The following is a 26442-nucleotide window of genomic DNA, read 5'->3' on the forward strand; positions in this document are numbered from 1 at the left end:
GAGCCGCCCGCTCGAGGACATGGGCCAGGCGTTCCCGGCCTGCAAGAGCGAGAAGAACCGTCGCACCGAGCTGAACGTCCAGAACTGAGTTCGGGACGCCGGGTTTCCGTAACGAAGCCCGGTAACGAACCTCGGTAACGATTCTTCCAGGCAATCTTCGAAGCCCGGCCTTGTGCCGGGCTTCGTCGTTCATGCGCCAGCATCGGCGCAGGCGCATGCGTTATGCCCGCGTGAGGCTGCTTTTACGCCTGTTTTCAAGGTTGTCGCACCTTGGACTGACGCCTACACTGCGCAGGCAGCCCGGGAACGTTCCGGTTCCAGGGGCGAATGGAAGGAGCGGCGCCATGCGCGCGATGTTCGGTCTGTCGTTGATGTTGATCGCCTCGATGGCACAGGCGCAGTCCGCGCAATGCGGTTCGGTCGCAGCACCGACGTCGCTGCCGATCCGTCCTACCGTGGTCGCTCCGATCGCACCGGAGCTCGTCGTTCCCAGCCATCAGCTCGGTGCACCTACCGGCGTGTTGTCGCAGGCGTTCGACGAAGCGTTGGCCGTTGACCAGGTACTGTTCCGCCTGCGCCTGGAAGGGTGCCAGGTGGCCAAGGCATTGCCGGCGGCGGCGCCGGCTGCCGCCATGCCGAGCGCGAACGACGCGGCGGCCTACAAGCCCAAGACGCAGTTCGACAATACGCCGTGGCGTTTCGACATGAACCAGAACGGCAAGAAGATGACCGCCGAAGAGTTCGATGCCTGGATGAAGGCCAAGGGCGTGCGCGTGGCCAAGGGCAAGGGCGCTGTCGCAGCGCCGGCCGCACCGGTGGCGCCGGTCGCTCCGGTGCCGGTCAAGGAAGAAAAGAAGTGATTGCGTGGGGCGCCTTTGCGCCCCGTCGCCTGTGCCGCTGCGCCGGCATTTCGTGAAGCCGGTTTCCACCCGCGCGGCCACGCCTCGCCACGGCCTTGCGCGCGTGATGTCGAAGCAGGGCCTGTGCTCGCGCAGCGAGGCTGCACGCTGGATCCAGGCCGGTCGCGTTGAAGTCGACGGACGCGTGGTCCGCGACCCGGAGTTTCCGATCGTGCAGGGCCGGCAGCGGATCGTCGTGGACGGGCGCGATCTCGACCAGGCGCCGCGGATCCACCTGATGCTCAACAAGCCGCGGGGCCTGGTCACCAGTACCCAGGACGAACGCGGCCGCGATACGGTCTACCGATGCCTCGACGGTTCCGGGCTGCCGTGGCTGGCGCCGGTGGGCCGGCTCGACAAGGCCAGCGAAGGCCTTCTGCTGTTCAGCAACGACCCGGCCTGGGCGGCGCTGATCACCGACCCGCAGACCGGTCCGGACAAGACCTACCACGTCCAGGTCGACACGCTTCCCGAGCAGGCCCTGCTGGCGGCGCTGGTGACGGGGGTTGAGGCCGAAGGCGAGTGGTTGCGCGCCAGCTCGGCGCGCCTGCTGCGCAGCGGCGAACGCAATGCCTGGCTTGAGATCGTCCTCGAAGAGGGCCGCAACCGTCAGATCCGCCGCCTGCTCGACGGGTTCGACATCGGCGTGTTGCGACTGGTCCGGGTTGGCATCGGGTCGCTGCAGCTGGGCGAGCTGGGCAAGGGGCAATGGCGTCACCTCAATGATGCGGAAGTGGGCGCACTGACCGTGCCCCCTGTTCATCTGTGAGCTGAGTGCCGGTCCTCGCTGGAGCGGGTGACGCACAGTGTCGGATTGTGGGGCACATCACTCTTTTAACGTTTCCTTTGCGCGGTTTTGACGCCTACACTGCGGCCAACTTCGTCGTGGGGAGAGAGCTCAGATGCGCAAGATGTCGATGGTGGTTTCGTTGCTGCTGGTGTCGGGCGTTGCCGCCGCGCACACCGGCTCGGTCGATCGTGGCCAGGGTGTGGCAGCGCAGTCGGACGTCGCCCGTTCGGCCGTGCGCATGGAGCAGGGAGTGATGGTCGCCGCGGGCAAGAAGACCAAGACCGCCGAAGCCGCGCCCAAGGCCGAAGAGCCCAAGGCCGAAGTCGCCGCGGAATCCACCTTGCCGGGCGAGTACAAGCCCAAGACCCAGTTCGACAACACGCCGTACCGTTTCAACATGAACCAGAACGGCAAGAAGATGACTGCCGAGGAATTCGACGCCTGGATGAAGTCGCGCGGTATCCGCGTGGCCAAGGGCGCACCGGGCGGCGGCGCGCAGCCTGCCGCAGCGCAGGGCGGTGCCCAGGTCGCCAGCGACGCCAAGGGCAAGTAAACAAACACATCCTCGTCGGATGGAATGCAAAAGGCCGGTCAATGACCGGCCTTTTGTTTTTGCCGCGCCGTGACTGCGCGAACGTCAGCCCTTGATCACGCCCAGTTCGCGGCCGATCTTGATGAACGCCGCAATCGCCTGGTCCAGGTGCTCGCGCGTATGCGCGGCCGACATCTGCGTGCGGATGCGCGCCTGGCCCTGCGGCACGACCGGGAAGAAGAAGCCGATCGCGTAGATGCCTTCCTCCAGCAGCCGCGAGGCGAACTTCTGCGCCAGCGGTGCGTCGTACAGCATCACCGGGCAGATCGGGTGCACGCCGGGCTTGATGTCGAAGCCGGCCTGGTTCATCTGTTCGCGGAAGTAGGCGGTATTGGCAGCCAGTTGTTCGCGCAGCTCGCCGGCCGAGGACAGCATCTCGAACGCCTTGATGCCGGCGGCCACGACGTGCGGCGGCAACGAATTGGAGAACAGGTACGGCCGCGAACGCTGGCGCAGCATTTCGATCACTTCGCGGCGCGCGGTGGTGAAGCCGCCGAGTGCGCCGCCCATGGCCTTGCCAAGGGTGCCGGTGAAGATGTCGATCTTGTCCATGACGCCCTTCACTTCGGCCGAGCCGCGGCCGCTGGCGCCGAGGAAGCCGGTGGCGTGGCATTCGTCGATATGTACGAGGGCGTTGTACTTCTTCGCCAGCGCGGTGATTTCGTCGAGCGGGGCGATGAAGCCGTCCATCGAGAACACGCCGTCGCTGGTGATCAGCTTGGTCTTGCAGCCGGCGGCATCGGCGGCCTGGAGCTGCTTCTCCAGGTCGGCCATGTCGCAGTTGGCGTAGCGGAACCGCTTGGCCTTGCACAGGCGCACGCCGTCGATGATCGAGGCGTGGTTGAGTGCGTCGGAGATGATCGCGTCGTCTTCGCCGAGCAGCGGCTCGAACAGGCCGCCGTTGGCGTCGAAGCAGGCGGCGTAGAGGATGGTGTCCTCGGTGCCGAAGAACCCGGCGATGGTCTGCTCGAGCTGCTTGTGCAGGTCCTGGGTGCCGCAGATGAAACGCACCGAGGCCATGCCGAAGCCGTGCGTGTCGAGCGCGGCCTTGGCGGCGGCGATGACGTCGGGGTGATCGGCGAGCCCGAGGTAGTTGTTGGCGCAGAAGTTCAGCACCGTGCGGCCATCTTCCAGCGTGATCTGCGCCGACTGCGGCGAGGTGATCACGCGCTCGGCCTTGAACAGGCCCTGGGCACGGATGCTGTCGAGTTCTTCCGCGTAGCGGGCGGTCAGGGCGGGGGAGTTTGCCATGGCGGTCAGTTCCAGCTCAGCACGACTTTGCCGGCCTTGCCCGATTCCATCAGGTCGAAACCCTGCTGGAAATCGTCGATAGGCAACTGGTGCGTCAGCACCTTGCCGAGCGGGAAGCCGCTGAGGACCAGCTGCGTCATCTTGTACCAGGTCTCGTACATCTTGCGGCCGTACATGCCGTGGATGGTGAGGCCCTTGAAGATGATCTTGTCCCAGTCGCAGCCGGCGCCCTTGGGCATGATGCCGAGCATGGCGATCTTGCCGCCGTGGTACATGCAGTCGAGCATGTCGTTGAAGGCGCGCGGGTTGCCGCTCATCTCCAGGCCGACGTCGAAGCCTTCCATGTGCAGGTCGGCCATCACGTCCTTGAGCGAGGTGTTGGCGACGTTGACCACGCGCGTGGCGCCCATGTCGGCGGCGAGCTTGAGGCGGAAGTCGTTGACGTCGGTGACCACGACATTGCGCGCGCCGATGTGCTTGCAGATGCCCGCGGCAATGATGCCGATCGGGCCGGCGCCGGTGATCAGCACGTCCTCGCCGACCACGTCGAACTCCAGCGCGCAATGCGCGGCGTTGCCGTAGGGGTCGAAGAACGCGGCCAGTTCGCTCGGGATCTGGTCCGGGATCGGCCACAGGTTGCTGGCCGGCATCACGATGTATTCGGCAAACGCGCCGTTGCGGTTGACGCCGATGCCGACGGTGTTCGGGCACAGGTGCTGGCGGCCGGCGCGGCAGTTGCGGCAATGGCCGCAGACAATGTGGCCTTCGGCCGAGACGCGCTGGCCGGTCTTGTAGCCGGTCACGCCCGGGCCGACTTCGGCGATGCGGCCGACGAATTCGTGGCCGATCACCAGGCCGGGCTTGATCGTGCGCTGGCTCCACTCGTCCCACAGGTAGATGTGCAGGTCGGTGCCGCAGATCGCGGTCTTCTCGAGCTTGATCAGGACTTCGTTCGGGCCGGGCGCCGGGACCGGCACCTCTTCCATCCAGATGCCCTTGCCAGCTTCGCGCTTGACCAGCGCTTTCATCATTTGCGTCATTTGGGAACGTCCGCGGATTGGCGGTAAAGAGGCGGGAATTATACGCCGCCGACCCGCCCGGGCCGGGGGGCAGGTTTGCCCCGGCCGGTCGGGTTGGCCTATCGTCGCCGGCTTCCCGAGCCGCTCGAAGCCCGTCATGCCGACCATGCGCCACCGTTTGTCCGCCCTGTCCGTCTCCGTGCTGCTGATCGTCGGCGCCGGCGTCTCCCACGCCGACGAGGGCATGTGGATGCCGTCGCAGCTGCCCGAGATCGCCCGCCAGCTCAAGGCCGCCGGCTTCAAGGGCAAGCCCGGCGACCTGGCAGAGCTGGCGCGGCCGCCGATGAATGCGGTGGTCAAGGTTGGCGGCGCCAGCGGCGCGTTCGTGTCGAAGGACGGCCTGGTGCTGACCAACCACCACGTCGCCTTTGGCGTGATCCAGTACAACTCCAAGCCTGGCAGCGACCTGATCAAGGACGGCTACATCGCCAGCAATCGCGCCGGCGAACTGCCCGCCAATCCCGACTATCGCGTGCTGGTGACCACCGGCTTCGACCGCGTCACCGACACCATCCTCGCCGCTGCGCGCGGCAAGCAGGGGCGCGATTACTACGACGCGGTCGACAGCGCCAGCAAGGCCGCCGTGGCCAGGTGCGAAAGCGAGCCGGGCTATCGCTGCAGCATCGCCAACATGTACTACGGGACCGACTTCTACCTCGTGCGCCAGCTCGAGCTGCGTGACGTGCGCCTGGTCTATGCGCCGCCGAACGACATCGGCAACTACGGCGGCGAGGTCGACAACTTCGTCTGGCCACGCCATGCCGGCGACTTCACCCTGCTGCGCGCCTACGTCGGCAAGGACGGCAAGCCGGCCGACTACTCGGCCGACAACGTTCCCTACGTACCACCGGCGCACCTGCAGGTGTCCACACGCAACGTCAAGGAAGGCGACTTCGCCATGCTCGCCGGCTACCCGGGCGTGACGTTCCGTCATCGCATGGCCTCGGAATTCGCCAACCAGATCGACTGGCAGTTGCCGTCGCGCGTGGCCTTGTACCAGCGCATGATCGACGTGATCGAAGCCGGCGGCAGCAAGGACGAGGCCGCGCGCGTGAGCTATGCCTCGCAGGTGCGCGGCTTGAAGAACACCCTCAAGCGCGCCCAGGGCGAGTTGGATGGGCTGCGCCGCAGCGACGCGGCCAAAGTGCGTCGCGATGACGAAGCCGCGATGTACGCCTGGCTCGACAAGCAGGCCGACGCCGCCGCGACGCGCGCCGACATCGCCGCCGCCCAGGCGGTGATCGACCAGGGCGTGGCCACGCGCGAGCGCGACCAGTTGCTGGGCGTGATCCAGTCGCAGACGCAGTTGCTGCGTTCGGCGATCACGCTGCAGCGCTGGGCAGCCGAGCGTCCCAGGCCCGACGAGCAGCGCGAGAGTGGTTACCAGCAGCGCGACGAGGTGCTGATCACCGGCCAGCTCAAGCAGGTGCAACGGCGCTACTCGCCGGCGATCGAGAAGGCCTTGCTGACCGAGCTGATCAGGCAGTACCAGGCATTGCCGAAAGCGCAGCACGTTGCCGAGTTCGACGCGGTGTTCGGCGCCACGCCGGCGCAGCTGAAGACGCGCCTCGACGCGCTGTATGCGGGCACGCGCCTGGGCGACGAGAAGCAGCGACTGGCGGCGATGAGCGCCAGCAGCGCCACGCTGGCCAAGTCGAACGACACCCTGCTCAAGGCCGCGGCGACCTTGCTGCCGGCGATCCAGCGGATCGAAGGCGAGGGCAAGGCCAGCGCCGGCGAACTGCTGCGCCTGCGCCCGGCCTACATGCGCGCGCTGATCGCCTATCGCAAGTCGCAGGGCCGCGCCGTCTACCCGGATGCCAACTCGACCCTGCGCGTGAGCTACGGCCGCATCAGCGCGATGGATCCGCACGACGGCGTGCACTACCTGCCGCTGACCACCGTCCAGGGCATCGTCGAGAAGCACACCGGCGCCGAGCCGTTCAACGCGCCGCAGCCGCTGCGCGATGCGATTGCCAAGGGCGATTTCGGCAGCACCGCCGAGCCGAGCCTGGGCACGCAGACGGTCGACCTGATGACCAACCTCGACACCACCGGCGGCAATTCCGGTTCGCCGGTGCTTGACGCCAAGGGCGACCTGATCGGCCTGAACTTCGACAGCAACTGGGAAGCGGTGAGTGCGAGCTGGATGTTCGATCCGCGCTACAAGCGTGCGATCCATGTCGACATGCGCTACCTGCGGTGGTTGCTGGCAAAGGTGTACCCGGCGCCGCACCTGTTGAAGGAAATGAATCTGCCGGCGGAATGACGGCCGGCAGATTGCGCGACAAAGCTGAATGGCAGCCCGTGCCGCGTCATGGTCGCGCGGGTTCGCCACGGGCTAGACTCGGTCGTTGATTTTCCTGCTCGGAGCGGATGCATGCGTCATACGGTGTTGGCAGTTGCGGTACTGGGTGCGTTGGCTGGAGCCGGCGTCGCCCGGGCAGGAGAGGGCATGTGGGTGCCGCAGCAGTTGCCGGAAATTGCCGGCCCGCTGAAGAAGGCCGGCCTCAAGCTCAATCCCAGGCAACTGGCCAACCTGACCGGCGATCCGATGGCCGCGGTGGTCTCGCTGGGCGGATGCACTGCAAGTTTTGTCTCGCCGCAGGGCCTGGTGGTCACCAACCACCATTGCGCCTATGGCGCGATCCAGCTCAACTCCACGCCGGAAAAGAACCTCATCAAGGACGGCTTCAATGCCGCCACGCCGGCCGATGAAGTCTCCGCCGGACCCAACGCGCGCATCTACGCGCTCGACACCATCCAGGACGTGACCCGTCAGGTCCACGATGCGATCGCCGCGGCGCCTGATGCGCTGGCGCGCACGGCCGCGCTGGAAACCATCGAGAAGCAGCTGGTGGCCTCGTGCGAGCGCGAGGCCGGCTTCCGCTGCCGTCTGTACAGCTTCTCTGGCGGCACCACCTACCGTCTGTTCCGCAACCTCGAGATTCGCGACGTACGCCTGGCTTACGCGCCCCCGGCAGGCGTGGGCAACTTCGGTGGCGAGGTCGACAACTGGACCTGGCCGCGCCACACCGGCGATTTCTCGTTCTATCGCGCGTATGTCGGCAAGGACGGCAAGCCGGCCGCGTACTCGCCCGACAACGTGCCCTACCAGCCCAAGGCCTGGCTGAAATTCGCCGACAAGCCGCTCGGCGCCGGCGACTTCGTCATGGTGGCCGGCTATCCGGGGCGCACCTCGCGCTATGCACTGGCCGAGGAGTTCCAGGAAACCGCGAGCTGGACCTATCCGACCATCGCCGGACACTACAAGGACCTGGTCGCACTGGTCCAGGCCGAAGGACGCAGGAATCCGGACGTCGCCGTGAAGTACGCCAGCACCGTAAAGGGTTGGCAGAACACGATGAAGAATTACGAGGGCCAGCTCGAAGGCTTCAGGCGCATCGACGCGGCGCAGCGCAAGCAGGCCGAGGAAACCGCGATCCTGGAGTGGTTGCGCCAGCAGGGCGGCAAGGGCGAGCCGGCGCTGGCCGCGCACGCCAGACTGGTGGAACTCGATGAAGCCGCGCGCGGCAACCGCGAGCGCGACCTGGTGTTCGGCCAGCTGCGCAGCACGGGTGTCCTGGGTGCGGCGACGCAGCTGTACCGGCTGTCGCTCGAGCGCGCCAAGCCCGATGCGCAGCGCGAGCAGGGCTACCAGCAACGCGACCTGGCGACGTTCGAAGGCGGCATGCGGCAGATGGAGCGCCGCTACGTGCCGGCGATGGACCGCCAGCTGCAGGCCTACTGGTTGCGCGAGTACACCAAGCTGCCGGCGTCGCAGCGGATCCCCGCGCTCGAGAAGTGGCTTGGCGGCAGCGACGACAAGGCGATCAACCGCGCGCTCGACAAGCTCGCCAAAACCAACCTGGGCATCACCGAGCAACGCCTGCGCCTGATGACGGCCAGCAGCGCCGAGCTGGAGAAGAGCAAGGACCCGGCGATCCAGTTCGCGGTGGCGATCATGCCGACCGTGCTGCAGTTGGAGAACGAAGGAAAGGCCCGTGCCGGCGACGCGCTGCTGTCGCGCCCGCTGTACCTGCAGGCGGTGGCCGATTACCGCAAGAGCAAGGGCCAGTTCGTCTATCCGGACGCCAACTCGTCGCTGCGTATCACCTTCGGCAACGTCACCGGCTACACCAGGCTCGACGGCAGCAAGCAGGCGCCGTTCACGCGCCTGGAGGAAGTCGCCGCCAAGGCCACCGGCCAGGATCCGTTCAATGCGCCCAAGGTGCTGCTCGATGCCGTCGCGGCGAAGAACTACGGTGGCCTGGCCGACAAGAAGCTCGGCACGGTGCCGGTGAACTTCCTGTCGGACCTGGACATCACCGGCGGCAATTCGGGTTCGCCGGTGCTCGACGCTCAGGGCAAGCTGGTCGGGCTCGCGTTCGACGGCAACTGGGAGTCGGTGAGCAGCAACTGGGTGTTCGATCCGGCGATGACGCGGATGATCTCGGTCGACCAGCGCTACATGCGCTGGATCATGCAGGAAGTCTATCCGGCGCCGCAGCTGTTGCAGGAAATCGGCCTGCCGCAGAAGAAGTGACCGGCACGTTTCACTCCTGCGTCGGAAGCTCGTAGTCGAACGTGTAGAAGTGCTTGCCGTCGGCGATGTCGATGATGATTCGTCCCGACAGGCCCCGCAGCTCGCCCGTGCCCGAATCGGGCACCACGTTCACCGTCAGCGTCGGCACGCCGCGGTCGAGGGTGCCGTTGTGCTGGGTGAGGAAGGCGCCGACGCGGCCATCGAGTGAGCCGCTGATGCGCTCGATGGCGACATAGGCCGCCGAGCCCTCGACCTCGGTGCCGACGGCGAGCATGTGCACCACCGCGGTTGCGTCGAGCGGGCCATGGAAGCGCTTGTCGAAACGGAAATGGCCGGCGACGACACCGTCGCCCAGATCGCAGCCGCTTTCGGGCGTGCGCTTGACCTCGAACTCGCCGTTCACCTGTCGTGCCATGGTCGTGCTCCTTGCAGGGGCCCTGATCCTCGCGCACCGGCGCGGCGGTTGCCAGTGCAACGGTTGTGCCGCCGCCGGCATTTGCCTAGGCTGCGGTGCTGCGTCCCCACACACAAGACACATGCGCATCCTATTAGCCCGTCACGGCGAGACGCCGTGGAATGCCGAAGGCCGCTACCAGGGCCAGGAAGACATCCCGCTGTCGCCGGTCGGCATTGGCCAGGCGCGTGCGCTTGGCGAGCGCCTGCGCGAACTCCCGATCACCCGTGCCGTCGCCTCGCCGCTGACCCGCGCGCGCCAGACCGCCGAGTTCGCCCTGGGCGAGCGCGACCTGCCGCTGACCCTCGATCCGGGCCTGATGGAAATCGCCCACGGCACCTGGGAAGGCCTGCTTGCCAGCGAAATCCGCGAGCGCGACGGCGAACGCCTGCAGGCCTGGCGCGACGCCCCGCACGAAGTGCTGATGCCGCAGGGCGAGTCGCTGCAGCATGTGTTCGACCGCGCCTGGCCGGCCTTCGCGCGCGCTGCCGAGGGGCTGGGCGATGGCGACACCCTGCTGGTGGTCGCCCACGATGCGGTCAATCGCGTGCTGCTGTGCCACGTGCTGGGCATCCCGCTGGCGCGGCTGTGGAGCTTCCGCCAGGCGCCCACCACCATCAACCTGCTCGAAGGCGCCGACGTCGACCACCTCGAGGTGGTGCGCCTGAACGACTGCAGCCACCACACGCTGCTGTTCGGAGAAGCCGTGCACCGGGCGCTGTAAGCGACGCGGACAGGCGATAATGCGGCGATGACCCGCACGCTTGCCGACTGGCTCGAATACATCGAGCGCATCCACCCCAAGACCATCGACATGGGCCTGGAGCGCATCGCCGAAGTAGCCGGGCGGCTGCGCCTCAAGCGCCCGGCGAAGAAGGTCATCACGGTCGGCGGCACCAACGGCAAGGGTTCGACGGTTGCCTTCCTCGAGGCGATGGCGCGTGCCGCGGGGCGCAAGGTCGGCGCCTACACCTCGCCGCACCTGCTCACCTACAACGAGCGCATCCGCATCGATGGCAAAGACGTTGGCGATACCGACCTCATCGCTGCGTTCGAGGCCATCGAGGCCGCACGCGTGGAGGCAACACGCGGCGAGGTCGCGCTGACCTATTTCGAGTACGGCACCCTGGCCGCGCTGTGGCTGTTCGAGCGCGCCGGGCTCGACCTGGCGATCCTCGAGGTGGGCCTGGGCGGGCGCCTGGATGCGACCAACCTGGTCGATGCCGATGTGGCGATCATCACCACGGTCGATCTCGACCACCAGGATTACCTCGGCGACGAGCGCGAGGCGATCGGCGCGGAGAAGGTCGGGATCGCGCGCATGGGCAAGGCCCTGGTGCTCGGTGACGACGACCCGCCGTCGAGCGTGCTCGGGCACGCCTACCGCATCGGCGCCTCGACCTGGCGGATCAGCAACGATTTCTTCTTCGAGGTGCTGCCGGTGGAGCTCGATGGCAACGGCCGTCCGCTGCCGCGGCGCTGGCGCTGGCGCGAAGTCGGTTTCCGCCTGGACCTGCCAATGCCGCGCCTGGTCGCACCCGTGCAGCTGCGCAATGCCGCCGTCGCCATTGCCGCATTGCGCGCGCTGGGCCGGACGGTGACGCGCCAGGCCATCATCGAAGGCATCGCCAGCGCCGACGTCCCCGGCCGCCTGCAGCGTGTCGATCGCGATGGCGTCGAGGTGGTGGTGGATGTCGGCCACAACCCGCAGGCGGCGCGCGCGCTGGCCGCCTGGCTGGCCGCCAATCCCGTGCCGGGTGCGGTCCACGCGGTGTATGCGGCGTTGAGCGACAAGGATGTGGCGGGCGTGGTCGATGCGATCGCTTCCCAGGTCGGGCACTGGCACCTGGCCGGCTTGCCCGGGCCGCGCGGTGGCAGCGCGCAGGCGCTGGTGGAGCGACTGCGGGACACGCACGCAGCGGCGGGCGCACGCCATGCAACAGTCGAGGAGGCATTACGCCAGGCGCATGCGCAGGCAGCCCCGGGCGATCGCGTGCTGGTGTTTGGTTCGTTCCACACCGCCGCCGCGGCGCTGGAATGGCTCGGTCACGACTGAACGGTGTGACGCGATTCGATTTCAGGCAACGGTCAGGGCAGGCGGCAAGGGTATAATTCGCGCGGCAATCCGCCTGCGGTGTGCGAGACCCGATGGAACCTGCCCTGAAACAGCGACTGATCGGCGCGACGGTACTGGTCGCGCTCGCGGTGATCTTCCTGCCCATGCTGATCAAGGGCCCGGCGCCCGAAAGCGGAGCCTCCGACGTTCCCCTCAAGCTGCCCGACGCTCCGCAGGGCGAGTTCGAGACGCGTGAGTTGCCGCTGGTGACCCCCGGCCAGGCGCCGCAGGGTGGCGCGGTCGGCATGGACGCTGGCGACGCCGACAGGTTGCCGACGGTCGACACCACGGCCACTGCGGCGGCCACTGCGACGCCGGATGCGGCGACCAGTTCCGCCGCGGGCACCGCCGGGGGCAACTACGCAGTGAGTTTCGGCAGCTACGCTTCGTCAGCGGACGCCGATCGCGTGGTCAAGGCGCTGGCCTCGGCGCAATTACCCGGTTACCAGGAAGCGGCGCCCGCCAGCGGCAGCCGCACCCTTTATCGCGTCCGCATCGGACCCTATGCCACGCAGGCCGAAGCCGAGGCCGCGCGCCTGCAGTCGGCGCGCGTGCGCAGCGACGTCGGCGCCAAGGTAGTGACGCTCGACGCCGACGCGGCCGACCCGGCTGCTGCCGCGCAGACCGCGGCTGTGGCGCCCGCGCCCGCCGTCTCGGCGCCGGTGCCGCTGGCCGACTCGACGCCGGCCACCCGGCCGGCGCCGCTGCCGTCGGAGCCTGCCAAGGCGGCCGTCACCAAGGCCGCTGTCACCAAGCCACCAGTCGAAGCGCCGGCCAAGCCCGCCGCCAAGCCTGCTCCGACCACGGTCGCCAGCGCTGCCCCGGTTGCCGCGCCGGCCCGTCCGGCCGCCGCCGATACCGGCTTCGCCGTCCAGCTGGGCGCCTTCGGCAGCGCCGAAGAGGCCGCCAAGTTGCGCGATCGGGCCCGCGCGGCCGGTTTCAGCGCCTTCGTCGAGCAGGTCCGAACCGACAAGGGCGTGCTGAACCGGGTCCGGGTCGGGCCGGTCGCCAGTCGCGCCGACGCCGACCAGCTCAAGGGTCAGGTCTCGGCAAAGCTGGGCGTCAGCGGCATTGTCCGACCGCATCCCTGACCCCATCTAGGCCAGGCAGACAGTGAGCGCAGCGCATGAGCGCGATTGACTGGGTGCTGCTGGCAGTGGTGGTGGCGTCGGCCCTGTTCGGGCTGATGCGCGGCTTTGTCGGCGTGCTGGCCTCGCTGGCCGCCTGGGTGCTGGCCGGGTGGGCGGCGTTCCGGTTCGGCGGGCAGGTGGCGCTGTTGTTCGCAGGCGACGGCGATGCCGGCCCAGGCGAACTGCTCGGTGGTTATGCACTGTGTTTCATCGGCGTGTTGATCGTGGTCGGCCTGGTGGGCTGGCTGGTGCGCAAGCTGGTGCAGTCGGTCGGCCTGTCCGGGCTGGACCGGATGCTGGGTCTGGCACTGGGCCTGGCGCGTGGTGCGTTCGTCGCCTGCGCGCTGGTGCTGCTGCTGGGTTTGACGGCGATGCCGCGCGAGGAACAATGGCAGCGTTCGCAGGTGGTGCCGGTGTTCGTGCCGGGCGCACAGTGGTTGCGGACCTGGCTGCCCGACTGGGTGGCCGCGCAAGTGGACCTGGATGGTCGTGACGAACTGCCGGCGCCGCAAGCGCCGGCGCATGAACCCGACCAGGCGCTGCCGGCGCCGGTCAGCGGGGCCTGACGGCCGCGCGCGCTACAACCCTTTTTACTCAGCAGGACTCATCACCATGTGCGGCATTCTCGGAATCGTCGGCCACAACGACGTCGCGGCGCAGCTCTACGACGGTCTGACGGTGCTGCAGCATCGTGGCCAGGACGCCGCCGGCATCGCCACCGCCAACGGCAGCAAGCTGCGCGTGCACAAGGGCAACGGCCTGGTCAACGAGGTCTTCGACGCCAAGGCGATGGCCCTGCTGGAAGGCCGCGTCGGCATCGGCCACTGCCGCTATCCCACCGCCGGCAGCGAAGGCTCCGACGAGGCGCAGCCCTTCTACGTCAACTCGCCATTCGGCATCGCACTGGCCCACAACGGCAACCTGATCAACACCGACGAGCTTCGTCGCGAGGTGTTCGAGCAGGACCGCCGCAACGTCAACACCGAGTCCGATTCGGAAGTGCTGCTCAATGTGTTCGCGCATGAGCTCGACACGCAGAAGGCGCTGAACCCGGAGGCCACGTTCCGCGCCATCGAGGGCGTGCACCGGCGCTGTGTCGGCGGGTTTGCGGTGGTTGCCACCGTGCTCGGCCTGGGCCTGGTCGCGTTCCGCGATCCCAACGGCATCCGTCCGCTGGTGCTGGGCAGGCGCCAGGGCAATGGTCAGGACGAGTACCTGGTTGCGTCGGAGTCGGTCGCCCTCGACCTGCTCGGTTTCGAACGCCTGCGCGACGTCCGCCCGGGCGAGGCGATCGTGATCACGCCACGCGGCGAGTTCTTCAGCCGCCAGTGCGCTGAACCGCGCCAGCACACGCCGTGCATCTTCGAGTACGTCTACTTCGCCCGTCCCGACTCGATGATGGACGAGGTCTCGGTGCACAAGGCGCGCATGCGCATGGGCCAGAAGCTCGGCGAGAAGATCCTGCGCCTGTGGCCGGACCACGACATCGATACCGTGATCCCGATCCCCGACACCTCGCGCGACGCGGCACTGGAAATCTCCAACGTGCTCGGCATCAAGTACCGCGAAGGCTTCATCAAGAACCGCTATGTCGGCCGCACCTTCATCATGCCGGGCCAGGGCGAGCGCGCGAAGTCGGTGCGCCGCAAGCTCAACCCGATCCCGCTGGAGTTCCGCAACCGCGTGGTGCTGCTGGTCGACGATTCGATCGTGCGCGGCACCACGTCCAAGCAGATCGTGCAGATGGCGCGCGATGCCGGTGCGCGCAAGGTCTACCTGGCCTCGGCCGCGCCGCCGGTGCGCTTCCCCAATGTCTACGGCATCGACATGCCGTCGGCCGAGGAACTGGTCGCGCACGACCGCAGCGACGACGAAGTGCAGAAGCTGCTCGGCTGCGACTGGCTGATCTACCAGGACCTGTCGGACCTGGAAGAGGCCGTGTCCGGTCCGAAGCACCGCATCGAGCATTTCGATTCGTCGTGCTTCAACGGCGAGTACGTCACCGGCATCGAGCCGGGTTACTTCGAGCGCATCAAGCAACTGCGTTCGGACGAAGCGAAAAAGACGCGGAGGGCCTGAGCCATGCACGAACTGCGCCGCATGATGATCCCCGACGACGAGAACGGCCAGGTGCTGCGGCAGATGCTCGACGACGGCGATGACCTCGACGTGCCGCGTGGCATCGAGTTCTTCCATGTGTTCGCCGAGGAGAGCGATGCCGAGGCGTTCATCGAAGCCGCCGCGGCATTGCCCGACCTGATGGTCGAGGACGCGGAAGTCGACGAGGAAGGCGTCTGGCAGGTGTGCGTGGTGCGCGTGATGGCGCCGTCGCACGCAGCCATTACCGCGCTGGAGTTGCAGCTGGGCGAGCTGGCCGAGTCGCACCGCGGCTATGCGGATGGCTGGGGCTGCCCGCCGGCGGACGAAACCTCGCACTGACACCGGCATGGCCTGCATGCCGAAACTGGCGCGCCGATGAGCGGCACGCTGTTCGCCGCCGCCCGTGCCTGCCTGGACGCGTCCACGCCGGACGACAAGCTGGCGTTGACTTTCGCCGCGGCCGAAGCCTTCGCCCGCGGCGAACTGGTCATCGATGAGGCGGCGCCTGCGCCGGAGCCAATCCGGATGCCCGGGCGCCCGGAGCGCCCGCTGCTGGTGCATCCGCGCGATCTGCCCAAGCGCGGCTTCGGCACGGTCGACGGACGTGCGGCGTTCATCCACGCCATCGCCCATATCGAGTTCAACGCGATCGACCTGGCGTGGGATGCGGCTTACCGTTTTCGCGGGATGCCATTCGGGTTCTACGCCGACTGGGTAGGCGTGGCCGCCGACGAGGCGCGCCACTTCGCGATGTTGCGTGCGCGCCTGCGCGAGTTCGATCGCGACTACGGCAGTTTCGATGCACACAACGGTCTGTGGGAAATGGCCGAGAAGACCGCGCACGACGGTCTGGCGCGCATGGCGCTGGTGCCGCGCGTGCTGGAAGCGCGCGGCCTGGACGTGACGCCGGCGATGATCGTCAAGCTGCGTTCGCTTGGCGACGATGCCACTGCCGAAATCCTGGAGGTGATCCTGCGCGAGGAAGTGGCGCATGTCGCCGCGGGGTCACGCTGGTTCCGCTGGTACTGCGAACGCGCCGGTATCGAGCCCGCGCCGAGGTTCCGGGAGCTGCTCGGCGAGTACGCGCGGGCGGTGCTGTACGGGCCGTTCAATCATGCCGCGCGCAGTGCGGCCGGATTCGATGACGAGGAGCTGGCGGCGCTGGAGAAACTGGCGGGGTAGGGGCCTTCTGCGGCAGACGACATCCTGTCTTTATGCCGGGCGCGGGACATCCATGTCCCGCTGCTACGCAATCCCCGGCGCGGTGGACGCCGCTCCGGCGATTCGTTTCATGGTCTTCGTCTGAAAGCCGTCATTCCCGCGAAGGCGGGAACCCGGTGACTTGGGGGTGATGTCAGCCAATCGTCTGCAGGTCGTACCCATCCGCGCTCACGCGCAGCACCGAGCCCTGGTCGTACCAGTCGCCCAGAACGATGCGCAGGCAGGCGTGGCCGTCGACTTCGAGTTCGTGCATCGCCGGGCGGTGGGTGTGGCCGTGGATGATCGTCTCGATGCCGAAGCGGCTGATCGTGCTTTCCACCGTCGCCGGCGCGACGTCGGTGATCGTTTCCATCGTGCCCTGGGTCTTCAGGCCGCTCTGGTGCGCCTTGCTCGCGGCGCGTGCCTGCTGGGCGAAGGCGATGCGTGCCGCCAGCGGCTGCGAGAGGAACTGTGCTTGCCAATGCGGATTGCGCGTCTGCGTGCGGAACTGCTGGTAGGCGACATCGTCGGTGCACAGCAGGTCGCCGTGCATCAGCAGGGTGGGGCGGCCGTACAGCACCACCACCGTCGGATCGGGCAGGATGCGCGCGCCGGCGCGGCGGGCGAATTCCTCCGCGACCAGGAAATCGCGGTTGCCGCGGATGAAGTACACCGGCACGCCCGAGTCGTGCAGCGCCCGCAGCTCGCCGGCGACGAAGGCGCCGGTTTCGGACGGGTCGTCGTCGCCGACCCAGGCCTCGAACAGGTCGCCAAGGATGTACAGCGCGTCGGCGCCACGGGCTTCGTTGCGGATGAACTGGCCGAACAGCTCGGTGATCTGCGGACGCTCGGCGTCCAGGTGGAGGTCGGAGATGAACAAGGTGGTCATGGTGTGATTCTAGGGCACGGGCTTGTGGCTGAGGCCGGGCGATGCTTCGACTTCGTGCCTGCGGCGCTGCGTTCTGGACGAACGGTTGCCCGGTTCGGTCGCCGGGCCGCCACTCCGGTAAAATCCCCGTTTTCCGCCGTACCCCGAGCCCCGCATGAGCTGCCGCACCCGTTTCGCCCCCAGTCCGACCGGCTACCTGCACATCGGCGGCGCTCGCACCGCGCTGTACTGCTGGCTGGAAGCGCGGCGCCGTGGCGGGCAGTTCATCCTGCGCGTGGAGGACACCGACCGCGAGCGCAGCACCCAGGAGGCGATCGACGCCATCCTGCAGGCGATGGACTGGCTCGGGCTGGATTACGACGAGGGCCCGATCTACCAGACCCAGCGCCTGGATCGTTACCGCGAGGTCGCCGAGCAGATGATCGCGGCCGGCACCGCCTACTACGCCTACGAGACCAAGCAGGAGCTCGAGGCGATGCGCGAGGCCGCCATCGTCGCCGGCGACAAGCCGCGGTACAACGGCGCCTACCGTGAGCGCAAGGAAGGCTATCGCGACGATCCCAACCGCGTCATCCGCTTCAAGAATCCGTATGACGGCGTGGTTGCCTGGGACGACAAGGTCAAGGGCCGCATCGAGTTTGCCAATGGCGAGCTCGACGACCTGGTGATCTTCCGATCCGACGGCTATCCGACCTACAACTTCGCAGTCGTGGTCGATGACCTGGACATGGGCATCACCGATGTCGTGCGCGGCGACGATCACGTCAACAACACCCCGCGCCAGATCAACATCTATCACGCACTGGGCGCGGAAGTGCCGCACTTCGCCCACCTGCCGATGATCCTGGACCCGGAAGGCGCCAAGCTGTCCAAGCGCACCGGCGCCGCCGACGTCATGCAGTACCGCGACATGGGCTACCTGCCGCACGCGTTGCTCAACTACCTGGTGCGTCTGGGCTGGTCGCACGGCGACCAGGAAGTGTTCTCGATCGCGGAGATGACCGGACTGTTCGATCTCAAGGACGTCAATTCCAAGGCTTCGCGCCTGGATCCGGCCAAGCTCGGCTGGTTGAACCAGCAGTACCTGAAATCCGACGATCCGGCCGAGGTCGGCGAGCATCTGCTGTGGCATCTGCGCGAGCAGGGCTACGACCTCGACAAGGGACCGGCGGCCAAGGATGTCGTTATCGCCCTGCGCGACCGCGTGCAGACCCTCAAGGAGATGGCCGAGCGCGCCGCGGTGTGGTTCCAGCCGCTGACGCAGTACGACGATGCCGCTGTCGCCAAGCACCTGGTCGCGACGGCGCGCGCGCCGCTGGCCGATGCGCGCGAGCGCCTGGCCGCGCTCCCGCAGTGGAGCGCCGACAGCGTGTCGGCGGCCCTGCACGAGACTGCCGCGGCGCTCGGCATCGGCATGGGCAAGGTTGCCCAGCCGCTGCGCGTGGCCGTCACCGGCACCCAGGTCAGTCCGGACATCTCCCATACCGTCTACCTGGCGGGGCAAGGCGAGGCGGTGGCGCGCATCGACGCAGCCCTTGCAAAACTGCCGGCCGGGGCCTAAATCAGGGTCATCCCTGACGATCCGCCGATGAGCCAACACGACCACGCCTGCACCGACCCCAAGCACCACGTCCACGATGGCGACGCCTTCGTGCAGGAGGTGGAGCGGTCGTGCGAGCAGCGTGGCCTGCGGCTCACGCCGATCCGCGCGCATGCGTTGCGCCTGATTGCCGATGCGGGCCGGCCGGTCAAGGCCTATGAACTGCTCGATCAGATGAAGGCCACGCACGATGCCGCGGCACCGCCGACGGTGTACCGCGCCCTCGACTTCCTGCTCGAGCACGGCTTCATCCACAAGCTCGCTTCGATCAACGCCTTCGTCGGCTGCCACCATCCGGGCGCGGCGCAGCACGCGGTGCCGTTCCTGATCTGCGACCGATGCCAGTCGGCGACCGAGCTGGAAGACGAGCGCATCGTCGAGCTGCTCGATTCGCGTGCACGCGCGCTGGGGTTCACCGCCCAGGCGCAGACGCTGGAAGTGCACGGCGTCTGCGCGAACTGCGCGGGTAAGGAAGCGGCCTGAGCTGGGCCGCAGCAGGCGCGAGTTGAATGGATCCCGGCGTTCGCCGGGATGACGGTGGGGGTCGAGTCACTGGGTTCCCGCCTTCGCGGGAATGACGTGCTGGCGTCAGAAGAACGCGCGCACGCCGAAGGCGACGCCGCGGCCCGGAAGCGGGGCGACGTCCTTGAGGAATGACGTGTGCACGCGCGCTTCCTCGTCGAGCAGGTTGCTGCCATCGGCGAACAGTTCCCATGCGTTTCCGGCGGCGGTGTCGCGGTGCCAGGCCACGTGCGCATCGACCAGGGTGTAGCCGGGCGTCGCGCTTTCGAACTCGGCCACGTCGTCCTGTTTGGCGTAACGCACCGCGCCCATCGACGCGCGCCAGCGGCCCAGTTCCCAGCGCAGCTCACCACCGATACGGCCGGGGGCGATGCGCGGCAGGTTGCCGCCACGGGCGAGGTCGACCGTGTACTCGTCGCTGTGATCGCCATGCGGCACCGAGAAGCTCAGCTCGCGCGTGCCGCTGCCGCTGAGTTCGCCGTGGACGATGTCGCCGAACACGCGCGCTTCCCAGGTGCCGCTGTTGTTGTCGGCGAAGTTCCAGCTGGCTTCGGCTTCGCCGCCGTTGAAGCGGGCGTTGTCCTGGGTCCACACGCGCACCGGGCCATCGACGTCCTCGACGCCGGTGTCGGCCAGGTAGATGAAGTCGTCATAGCGGACGTGGTAGAGCGACGCGCCGAGCTTGAACGGCCCGTTGTGCCAGTGCAGTCCGACCTCGGCGCGATTGGCAGTCTCCACATCCAGGTTCGGCGATCCCAGTTCGATGCTCGAGGTGGCGACGTGGAGGCCGTCGGAGTAGAGCTCTTCGGACGTCGGCGAGCGCTGCGCGCGGTCCAGGCCGAACGAGAGGTGCCAGGACTGGTTGATGTCCCACTTCAGCGCGGCCGACAGGCTGCTGGTGTTGAAGTCGCGATCGGGGCCGATCGCGATCGCGTCATCGACGTCGATGCGGTTGCGGTCGATGCGCGCGCCCAGCTCCGCCTTGACCGGGCCGTAGGCATGCTGGCCCAGCCAGAACAGGCCGGCGTCGTTCGACTTCGACGGCGGCACGAAGGCTTCGGCGCCGATCGCTTCGAAGTCGCGCTGGCCCCATTGCAGGCCCACTGCGCCGTCCCAGCCGAGCAGCGGCTCGTGGACGAGTTCGATGCGTCCTTCGGTGCTGGTGTTCTCGAAGATGGTGCCGGTTTCCTCGCCTTCGAATTCGGTGTGGGTGTATTCGGTGCGTGCGACCTTTGCCCGCAGCGACTTGAACGGGCCGAGGTTGTCGAGGCCACCGCGCAGTTCGTAGCGGTGCTGGTCCATCGAGATGGTGACCGGCCCTTCCTCGCCTTCGTGCGTGGCGCCGGGGATGCCGTATAGCGTGTTGAACAGGCTGGCGCCGACGCCGACGAAGCCGCGGCTGCCGATCCAGGTCACGCCAAGTGCGCCACTGTCGGTGCGCACCGCGCTGTTGGGCAGCGTGCCCTTGTCGGCCGGATCCGGCGTTTCGCCCTCGGCCGCCATGCGCTGCGCGCTCTCGGGGTAGCCGGGGATGTCGTAATTACCGGTCTCGCGGTGCAGGCCATCGGCGTGGATTACGAAACCGCCACCGGACGACGTGCCATCGAGGCGGAACATGCCGCTCTTCTCGTCGTTGACGGTATTGCCACGCACCTCGGCGCGGCCCTGCAGCGGCTCATCGGTCACCGCCTCGGGAATGCGGCCATCGACGACGTTGACCGCGCCACCGATGGCACCGCTGCCATAGAGCAGGGTCGCCGGGCCCTTGAGCACCTCGATCTGGTCGGCCAGGAACGGCTCGACGCTGACAGCGTGGTCGACGCTGACCGTGGACACGTCGCCGGACCCCAGGCCGTCGCTGAGCACCTGCACGCGCGCACCGTCGAAGCCGCGCACGATCGGCCGGCCGACGCCGGGGCCGAAGTACGACGATTGCACGCCGGGTAGCTTGCTGACGGTCTCGCCGATCGAGTTCGCCTTGACCTCGTCGAGCTTCTCGCCAGACAGCACCTCGACCGGGCGCGCCAGATCCTCCGCGGTGCCCGCCAGCGGGGTCGCCTTGACCTCGACGCCGGCCAGGTCGGTGGTCTGGTGGTCGTGCTGGTCGGGGACTTCATCGGCCGGCTGGGCGGCCTGGGCGGCGAGGGGGAGGGCCATGGCCAAGGCCAGGACAAGGGGGAGGCGGCGGGGCATGCAGCGGTTTGGCATGGGTTCGGGTAAAGTGGCGTGGCGGATTCCGTGGAATGTTATATTATAACAATCCACACTTCTGCACTCCCCCGGAAGTCATGCTCATGCCGCCCATCCGCCCCCGCAGCCTGATCGACCGCCTCGGCGCCTTTGGCTCGCTGCTGTGCGCGATCCACTGCGCGCTGTTGCCGGTGCTGATTGCGACGTTGCCGTCGCTGGGCGTTGCGACATGGCTGGGAAGCAGCTTCGAGGCCGGGTTCGTGATCTTCGCCACCTCCCTGGGGCTCTTCAGCACGCTCTCGGGCTACCGCCGCCACCATGGCCTGCGCGCGTTGTCGCTGGTCGTGCCGGGCCTGCTGCTGCTTTGGCTGGGCGTGATGTTCCGCCCGCTGCACGAAAGCGTGATCCCACACGCCATCGCGATGACGCTGGGCGGCACGCTGGTGGGTCTGGGCCACCTGGCGAATCTGCGCCTGAACCACGGCCACGTTCATGACGCGAGCTGCGTGCATTAGTTTGAATGCTGCGCATTCAAAGCCAATCCCAAAATTTGCGGGGCAAATTTAGGGCCCCCGCTGTCGCCTCCCGATCCCCGCCCCTGCCGGGGCGCCCCCTTACCAAGGGGGCTCTGGTGCGGTTGGGGCGTGTCATCCCGGCGTATGCCGGGATCCAGGCTCGGGCGCTCGGTGGAGCGTGCCGTGGGAAATGGGGGGCGGGGGCGGGCCCGTGCTAAACTTTGCGGCCGCGCATTCTTATAACGCCGCACCTGTGTGCGGATTTTCGATAGTTCCAGGAGCACGACCATGGGTAAAGGCGACCGCAAGACCGCCAAAGGCAAGCGCTACAACTCCAGCTACGGCAACGCCCGCAGCAGCTCGACCGTGACCAAGGCCACCGGCAACGCCGCTGCGCCGGTCGCCAAGAAGGCGACCAAGACCGTGGCCAAGGCCCCGGTTGCCAAGAAGGCGCCTGCCAAGAAGACCGCTTCCAAGGAATAAGCGCCCCGGCGCTGGTTCCAAACAAAAAAGCCCCGCTCCGGCGGGGCTTTTTTGTTTTCAGCTGCCCAAGACCGTGCCTCGACGCACCCAAGCGCTGTCCCTGCGGACAGCGCCATCCCGAAGCCGAGCCGCATCAACGCATCAGCGTGAAGTCGCCGCCTTCTCCACCGCAGTCCACACCCGCAGCAGGTTGCCGCCGAGGATCTTGCGGATGTCCGCATCGGAATGGCCGCGCTTCTGCAGACCGGCAACCAGGTTCGGATAGTCCGCAACCGATTGCAGCTCGGCCGGCAGATTGCCGCTGACGCCATCGAAGTCCGAACCGATGCCGACGTGGTCGATGCCGATCAGCTTCACCGCGTAGTCGATCTGGTCCAGCACCGCGTCGATGTGCGTGACCGGCATCGGGTGCGCGTCCTTCCACGCCTTCTCGAAGTCGTCCTTCGAGCGCGCCGGCTTGCCGGCAGCCACCAGCGCCGCATTCTCGCGATCGAAATCCGCCTCGGCCTGGAACGAAGCCTGCAGATCCGACGCCGCCTTGGCATCGATGAAGCCGGTGCCGAACACCAGCTGCACCACACCGCCCTCGGCCGCGACCGCCTTGGCCAGCTCATCGCTGATGTTGCGCTCGAAGCCCGGCGTGAAGTGGCGCATGCCCGAGTGGCTGGCGATCACTGGCACGTCGGTCACGTCCAGCACATCGCTGATCGCCTCGTCCGACAGATGCGACACATCGACCATGATGCCCAGGCGATTCATCTCGGCGACCACCTTCTCGCCGAACGGACTCAACCCGCCCCACTTCTTCTGCAGCGCATAGGACGAATCGCTGATGCGGTTGTTGGCGCTGTGGGCGAGCGTGATGTAGCGCACGCCGCGCTGGTGGAACAACGCCAGCTGCGACAGATCGGCGCCGATCGGCGCACCGTTCTCCATGCCCAGCGCCAGCAGCACGCGACCGCCGCTGCGCAGGCGCGCGACATCGGCCGGCGAGGTGAGCTTGGCGAACTGGTCCGGGTGCCGGCCGACCATGGCCTCGACCGCGTCGATCTGGGTGTTGGCGACCTGCCATGCCGTGCCGGCGTTGTCCTCGTCGGGCGAGGTGTAGATCGACATGAAGGCGATGTCGAGCCCGCCCTGGCGCGCACGCGGATAGTCGAACTCCTTGGCGGGCGTCGCCTTGCCCAGATCGTCCCAGTGCGACATCAGCTCGCTCGGCGCATCGATGTGCGTGTCGACGATGATCGCGTCCTGGGCCAGCCGCTGCGCAGCGTCGTTGTTGGCGGCCAGCGCGGGCGCTGCGGCAATGGACAGGGTAAGGCCGAATACGAACGGAAAACGCATGATTTCTCCCCAGAACGTGCGTGAACGAATACGGGCGGAGTCGCCCGCATGGATGCCGATAGTGGTAACGATGCTCAGATGACGCGATGCCCGCCTGCGTGCACGGCCTGTGCGAGGCGGCCACCGAGCCAGTAGCACAGCTCGGCGGGATGATGGACGTTCCACAGTGCGAAGTCGGCGCGCGCACCCACGCGGAGCACGCCGCGGTCGTGCAGGCCAAGCGCGCGCGCGGCGTTGACGGTGGCGCCACGCAGCGCTTCCTCGGGCGTCAGGCGGAAGTGCGAGCAGGCCAACTGCATCGCCTGGCGCAACGACTGCAGCGGCGAAGTGCCAGGATTGCAGTCAGTGGCGACCGCCATCGGCACGCCGAGTTCGCGGAAGGCATCCAGCGGCGGCAAGCGGGTTTCGCGCAGCACGTGGAAGGCGCCCGGCAGCAGCACCGCGACGGTGCCGTGGGCCGCCATCGCACGAACGCTCTGGAGGCTGGTGTGTTCGACATGGTCGGCCGAGAGGCCATCGAACGAAGCCGCCAGGGCCGCGCCGCCGAGGTCGCTGAGCTGGTCGGCGTGCAGCTTGACCGGCAGGCCGAGCGAACGAGCGACTTCGAACAGCTTGCGCGTCTGCGCAGGGCTGAAGCCGATGCCTTCGCAGAACGCATCGACCGCATCGACCAGCCCGTCGGCGTGCAGTCGCGGCAACCATTCGATCGCCGCGTCGATGTAGTCGTCGCTGCGCCCGGCGTACTCCGGCGGCAGCGCATGCGCGGCCAGGTAGGTCGTGCGCACGCCGACGCCCAGCTGTTCCAGGCGCCGGGCAACGCGCAGCATCTTGCGTTCGTTGTCGAAATCCAGGCCGTAGCCGGACTTGATCTCCAGCGTGGTCACGCCGTCGGTGATCAGTGCGTGCGCGCGCGGCAGCGACTGCCTCAGCAGTTCGCTCTCATCGGCGGCGCGGGTGGCGGCGACGGTGGAGAGGATGCCGCCACCTGCGCGGGCGATGTCTTCGTAGCTGGCGCCCTGCAGGCGCAGTTCGAACTCGCGCGCGCGGTCGCCGGCGAACACCAGGTGGGTATGGCAATCGACCAGTCCCGGCGTGATCCAGCCCGTGCTCTCGATCACCTCACGGGCCAGGCGCTGCGGGGCGTCGGGCAGGTCGGCGCGGGGGCCGACGAAGGTCAGCAGGTCGTCCTTCCAGGCCAGCGCGCCGTCGATGATTTCCGCATAGCCCCGTGGCGAATCCAGGGTGGCCAGGGAGGCGCCGAGGACGATGCCGTCCCAGGCCTGATGGGTGCTTGCGGTCATGCAGCGATTCTAGCCACGTTTGCGCGGCCGCAGCAGTCGCGCCCGACGATTCGCCAACGCCACCCCGGCGGGCGACAATCGAGACCATGAAGACCCTCGACGCCGCGATGTTGTGGACCCCGGACGGCTGGCAGGCCGATGCCGGTTTCGTCATCGACGACCAGGGCCGCATCGCCGCGGTCGAGGGCGCCGAACCCACCGCCAGTGCAAGCTGGGTCGTGCCCGGCATCGCCAACCTGCACTCGCACGCATTCCAGCGGGCGATGGCCGGCATGGCCGAGCGCCAGACCAATCCGGAGGATTCGTTCTGGACCTGGCGCGAGACCATGTACCGGTTCGCCGCGCGCTTCAGCCCGGAGCTGCTGCATGCCGTGGCGGCCCAGCTCTATGCGGAAATGCTGGAGGCCGGCTACACCACGGTCTGCGAGTTCCACTATCTGCACCACGCGCCGGACGGCCGGCCCTACGACGACCCGGCGGCGATGTCGCGCGCGCTGATCGCGGCCGCGCGTGAAACCGGCATCCGCCTGACCCTGCTGCCGGTGCTGTACATGACCGGCGGCTTCGACGGCCGCGCCCTGGGCGAGCGCCAACGCCGGTTCGGGCACGACCTCGATGCCTATCTGCGGTTGATCGACACGCTGTGCGAGGAGGCCGGTCCGGACCTGCACATCGGCTGCGCCCTGCACAGCCTGCGTGCGGTACCGGCCGATGCGATGGCGGCGGTGCTGGCCGCGCTGCCGCCGGCGATGCCGGTGCATATCCACATCGCCGAACAGGTCGGCGAGGTGCAGGACTGCCTGGCGATCCGCAACGCCCGCCCGGTCGAATGGCTGCTCGATCACGCCGCCGTCGACGCGCGCTGGACCCTGGTCCACGCCACCCACCTGACCGCCGCGGAGGTGCAGGGCATTGCCCGCAGCGGCGCCACGGTGGCGATCTGTCCGACCACCGAGGCCAACCTCGGAGATGGCCTGTTCCCGCTGCGCGACTTCCTTGCTGCAGGCGGACGCTGGGGCATCGGCTCGGATTCGCATATCTCGGTGTCGCCGGTCGAGGAGCTGCGCTGGCTCGAATACGGGCAACGCCTGATCACCCGTCATCGCAATATCGCCGTGCGGCCGGCATCGCCAAGCGTGGGCGAGACCCTGTTGAAGGACGTGTCCGCGAGTGCGCGCCAGTCCACCGGACACGCCATCGGCCAGCTCGCGGCAGGCGGGTTCGCCGACGCGGTAGTGCTCGACACCGACGCGCCGGCGTTGTTCGGGCTGACACCGGGCGATGCGATCGATCGCTGGATCTTCAGCGGCAACCGCAACCTCGTGCGTGACGTGCATGTCGGCGGGCGACGCGTGGTCGAAGGGGGACATCACCTGCACCGCGCCACGATTGCCGCGCGCTACCGTTCGGCGATGGCGCGGTTGCTGGCGTAGCGCGAGAG

25 protein-coding genes are annotated in these 26442 nt (G+C 67.8%); 17 read left to right on the forward strand and 8 right to left on the reverse strand.

All coding sequences use genetic code 11. The features are described 5' to 3' along the window. Window positions 1-193: hypothetical protein (locus AC1DER_RS14865; RefSeq protein WP_477358102.1), on the reverse strand; the 193-nt coding region annotated here is incomplete at its 3' end. A 151-nt stretch (window positions 194-344) separates the two neighbouring features. Here AC1DER_RS14865 and AC1DER_RS14870 point away from each other — a divergent pair. The 3 genes from AC1DER_RS14870 to AC1DER_RS14880 all read left to right on the forward strand — a co-directional run bounded on the left by AC1DER_RS14870 (window position 345) and on the right by AC1DER_RS14880 (window position 2242). Beyond that, window positions 345-860: a hypothetical protein gene (locus AC1DER_RS14870; RefSeq protein WP_441817549.1), complete on the forward strand. Its 516-nt coding sequence runs from the start codon at window positions 345-347 to the stop codon at window positions 858-860. Between the two features lie 4 nt (window positions 861-864). After that, window positions 865-1668 carry a pseudouridine synthase gene (locus AC1DER_RS14875; RefSeq protein WP_477245968.1) on the forward strand — a complete coding sequence of 268 codons (804 nt, stop codon included), beginning with the start codon at window positions 865-867 and terminating at the stop codon, window positions 1666-1668. A gap of 133 nt (window positions 1669-1801) precedes the next feature. Next, window positions 1802-2242, forward strand: coding sequence for a hypothetical protein (locus AC1DER_RS14880; RefSeq protein ID WP_477245970.1), 441 nt, complete (start codon window positions 1802-1804; stop codon window positions 2240-2242). 84 nt (window positions 2243-2326) lie between these two features. Here AC1DER_RS14880 and kbl read toward each other — a convergent pair whose 3' ends face one another. Beyond that, a complete protein-coding gene (kbl, locus tag AC1DER_RS14885) occupies window positions 2327-3532 on the reverse strand; it encodes a glycine C-acetyltransferase (RefSeq protein ID WP_477245972.1) in 1206 nt (401 codons plus the stop codon). 5 nt (window positions 3533-3537) lie between these two features. Further along, complete coding sequence (gene tdh / locus AC1DER_RS14890) at window positions 3538-4572, reverse strand: L-threonine 3-dehydrogenase (RefSeq protein WP_441817546.1); 1035 nt, start codon at window positions 4570-4572, stop codon at window positions 3538-3540. A 145-nt stretch (window positions 4573-4717) separates the two neighbouring features. Here tdh and AC1DER_RS14895 point away from each other — a divergent pair, with 145 nt between their 5' ends. Both AC1DER_RS14895 and AC1DER_RS14900 read left to right on the forward strand, forming a co-directional pair. Next, window positions 4718-6880, forward strand: a complete 2163-nt coding sequence (locus tag AC1DER_RS14895; protein WP_477245986.1) for a S46 family peptidase — start codon at window positions 4718-4720, stop codon at window positions 6878-6880. 111 nt (window positions 6881-6991) lie between these two features. Continuing rightward, on the forward strand, window positions 6992-9157 hold the full coding sequence (locus AC1DER_RS14900) for a S46 family peptidase (protein WP_477245975.1): 2166 nt from the start codon (window positions 6992-6994) through the stop codon (window positions 9155-9157). A gap of 10 nt (window positions 9158-9167) precedes the next feature. Here AC1DER_RS14900 and AC1DER_RS14905 read toward each other — a convergent pair whose 3' ends face one another. Beyond that, window positions 9168-9572: a DUF3224 domain-containing protein gene (locus tag AC1DER_RS14905; protein WP_441817544.1), complete on the reverse strand. Its 405-nt coding sequence runs from the start codon at window positions 9570-9572 to the stop codon at window positions 9168-9170. Window positions 9573-9693: 121 nt separating this feature from the next. Between AC1DER_RS14905 and AC1DER_RS14910 the strand changes: the two genes are divergently transcribed. From AC1DER_RS14910 to AC1DER_RS14940, 7 genes are all read left to right on the forward strand, one after another. Beyond that, a complete protein-coding gene (locus AC1DER_RS14910; RefSeq protein ID WP_441817543.1) occupies window positions 9694-10335 on the forward strand; it encodes a histidine phosphatase family protein in 642 nt (213 codons plus the stop codon). A gap of 27 nt (window positions 10336-10362) precedes the next feature. Next, window positions 10363-11667 (forward strand): bifunctional tetrahydrofolate synthase/dihydrofolate synthase, encoded by a 1305-nt coding sequence (gene folC / locus AC1DER_RS14915; protein ID WP_477358105.1) that lies wholly within the window; start codon window positions 10363-10365, stop codon window positions 11665-11667. A 92-nt stretch (window positions 11668-11759) separates the two neighbouring features. Beyond that, window positions 11760-12818: an SPOR domain-containing protein gene (locus AC1DER_RS14920; protein WP_441817541.1), complete on the forward strand. Its 1059-nt coding sequence runs from the start codon at window positions 11760-11762 to the stop codon at window positions 12816-12818. 35 nt (window positions 12819-12853) lie between these two features. After that, window positions 12854-13423 carry a CvpA family protein gene (locus tag AC1DER_RS14925; protein WP_441817540.1) on the forward strand — a complete coding sequence of 190 codons (570 nt, stop codon included), beginning with the start codon at window positions 12854-12856 and terminating at the stop codon, window positions 13421-13423. 46 nt (window positions 13424-13469) lie between these two features. Beyond that, a complete protein-coding gene (gene purF, locus AC1DER_RS14930; protein ID WP_441817539.1) occupies window positions 13470-14936 on the forward strand; it encodes an amidophosphoribosyltransferase in 1467 nt (488 codons plus the stop codon). 3 nt (window positions 14937-14939) lie between these two features. Next, complete coding sequence (locus AC1DER_RS14935; protein ID WP_441817538.1) at window positions 14940-15296, forward strand: ribonuclease E inhibitor RraB; 357 nt, start codon at window positions 14940-14942, stop codon at window positions 15294-15296. Between the two features lie 36 nt (window positions 15297-15332). Further along, window positions 15333-16139 carry a ferritin-like domain-containing protein gene (locus AC1DER_RS14940; protein WP_477247794.1) on the forward strand — a complete coding sequence of 269 codons (807 nt, stop codon included), beginning with the start codon at window positions 15333-15335 and terminating at the stop codon, window positions 16137-16139. A 172-nt stretch (window positions 16140-16311) separates the two neighbouring features. Here the strand turns inward: AC1DER_RS14940 and lpxH are convergent, their stop codons facing one another. Further along, entirely contained in the window at window positions 16312-17046 is a 735-nt protein-coding gene (gene lpxH / locus AC1DER_RS14945) for a UDP-2,3-diacylglucosamine diphosphatase (RefSeq protein WP_477247796.1), read from the reverse strand. A gap of 154 nt (window positions 17047-17200) precedes the next feature. On the opposite strand from lpxH, the gene gltX reads away from it, so the two are divergent. Together gltX and AC1DER_RS14955 are read left to right on the forward strand one after the other, a co-directional pair. After that, complete coding sequence (gltX, locus tag AC1DER_RS14950; RefSeq protein ID WP_477247798.1) at window positions 17201-18607, forward strand: glutamate--tRNA ligase; 1407 nt, start codon at window positions 17201-17203, stop codon at window positions 18605-18607. Window positions 18608-18634: 27 nt separating this feature from the next. Further along, window positions 18635-19129 (forward strand): transcriptional repressor, encoded by a 495-nt coding sequence (locus AC1DER_RS14955; RefSeq protein WP_441817534.1) that lies wholly within the window; start codon window positions 18635-18637, stop codon window positions 19127-19129. Window positions 19130-19234: 105 nt separating this feature from the next. Here the strand turns inward: AC1DER_RS14955 and AC1DER_RS14960 are convergent, their stop codons facing one another. Then, window positions 19235-21325, reverse strand: a complete 2091-nt coding sequence (locus tag AC1DER_RS14960) for a TonB-dependent receptor (protein ID WP_477247800.1) — start codon at window positions 21323-21325, stop codon at window positions 19235-19237. Between the two features lie 137 nt (window positions 21326-21462). On the opposite strand from AC1DER_RS14960, the gene AC1DER_RS14965 reads away from it, so the two are divergent. Next, window positions 21463-21873, forward strand: a complete 411-nt coding sequence (locus tag AC1DER_RS14965; RefSeq protein WP_441817532.1) for a MerC domain-containing protein — start codon at window positions 21463-21465, stop codon at window positions 21871-21873. A 288-nt stretch (window positions 21874-22161) separates the two neighbouring features. After that, window positions 22162-22356 carry a 30S ribosomal protein THX gene (locus tag AC1DER_RS14970; protein WP_441817531.1) on the forward strand — a complete coding sequence of 65 codons (195 nt, stop codon included), beginning with the start codon at window positions 22162-22164 and terminating at the stop codon, window positions 22354-22356. Window positions 22357-22497: 141 nt separating this feature from the next. Here the strand turns inward: AC1DER_RS14970 and AC1DER_RS14975 are convergent, their stop codons facing one another. Further along, window positions 22498-23700 (reverse strand): dipeptidase, encoded by a 1203-nt coding sequence (locus tag AC1DER_RS14975; protein ID WP_477247802.1) that lies wholly within the window; start codon window positions 23698-23700, stop codon window positions 22498-22500. Between the two features lie 74 nt (window positions 23701-23774). Continuing rightward, window positions 23775-25001, reverse strand: a complete 1227-nt coding sequence (gene hutI / locus AC1DER_RS14980; RefSeq protein ID WP_477247804.1) for an imidazolonepropionase — start codon at window positions 24999-25001, stop codon at window positions 23775-23777. Window positions 25002-25087: 86 nt separating this feature from the next. Here hutI and AC1DER_RS14985 point away from each other — a divergent pair, with 86 nt between their 5' ends. After that, window positions 25088-26434, forward strand: a complete 1347-nt coding sequence (locus AC1DER_RS14985; protein WP_477247806.1) for a formimidoylglutamate deiminase — start codon at window positions 25088-25090, stop codon at window positions 26432-26434. Window positions 26435-26442: the final 8 nt, after the last annotated feature.

Source organism: Lysobacter sp. 05T417 (assembly GCF_056396405.1).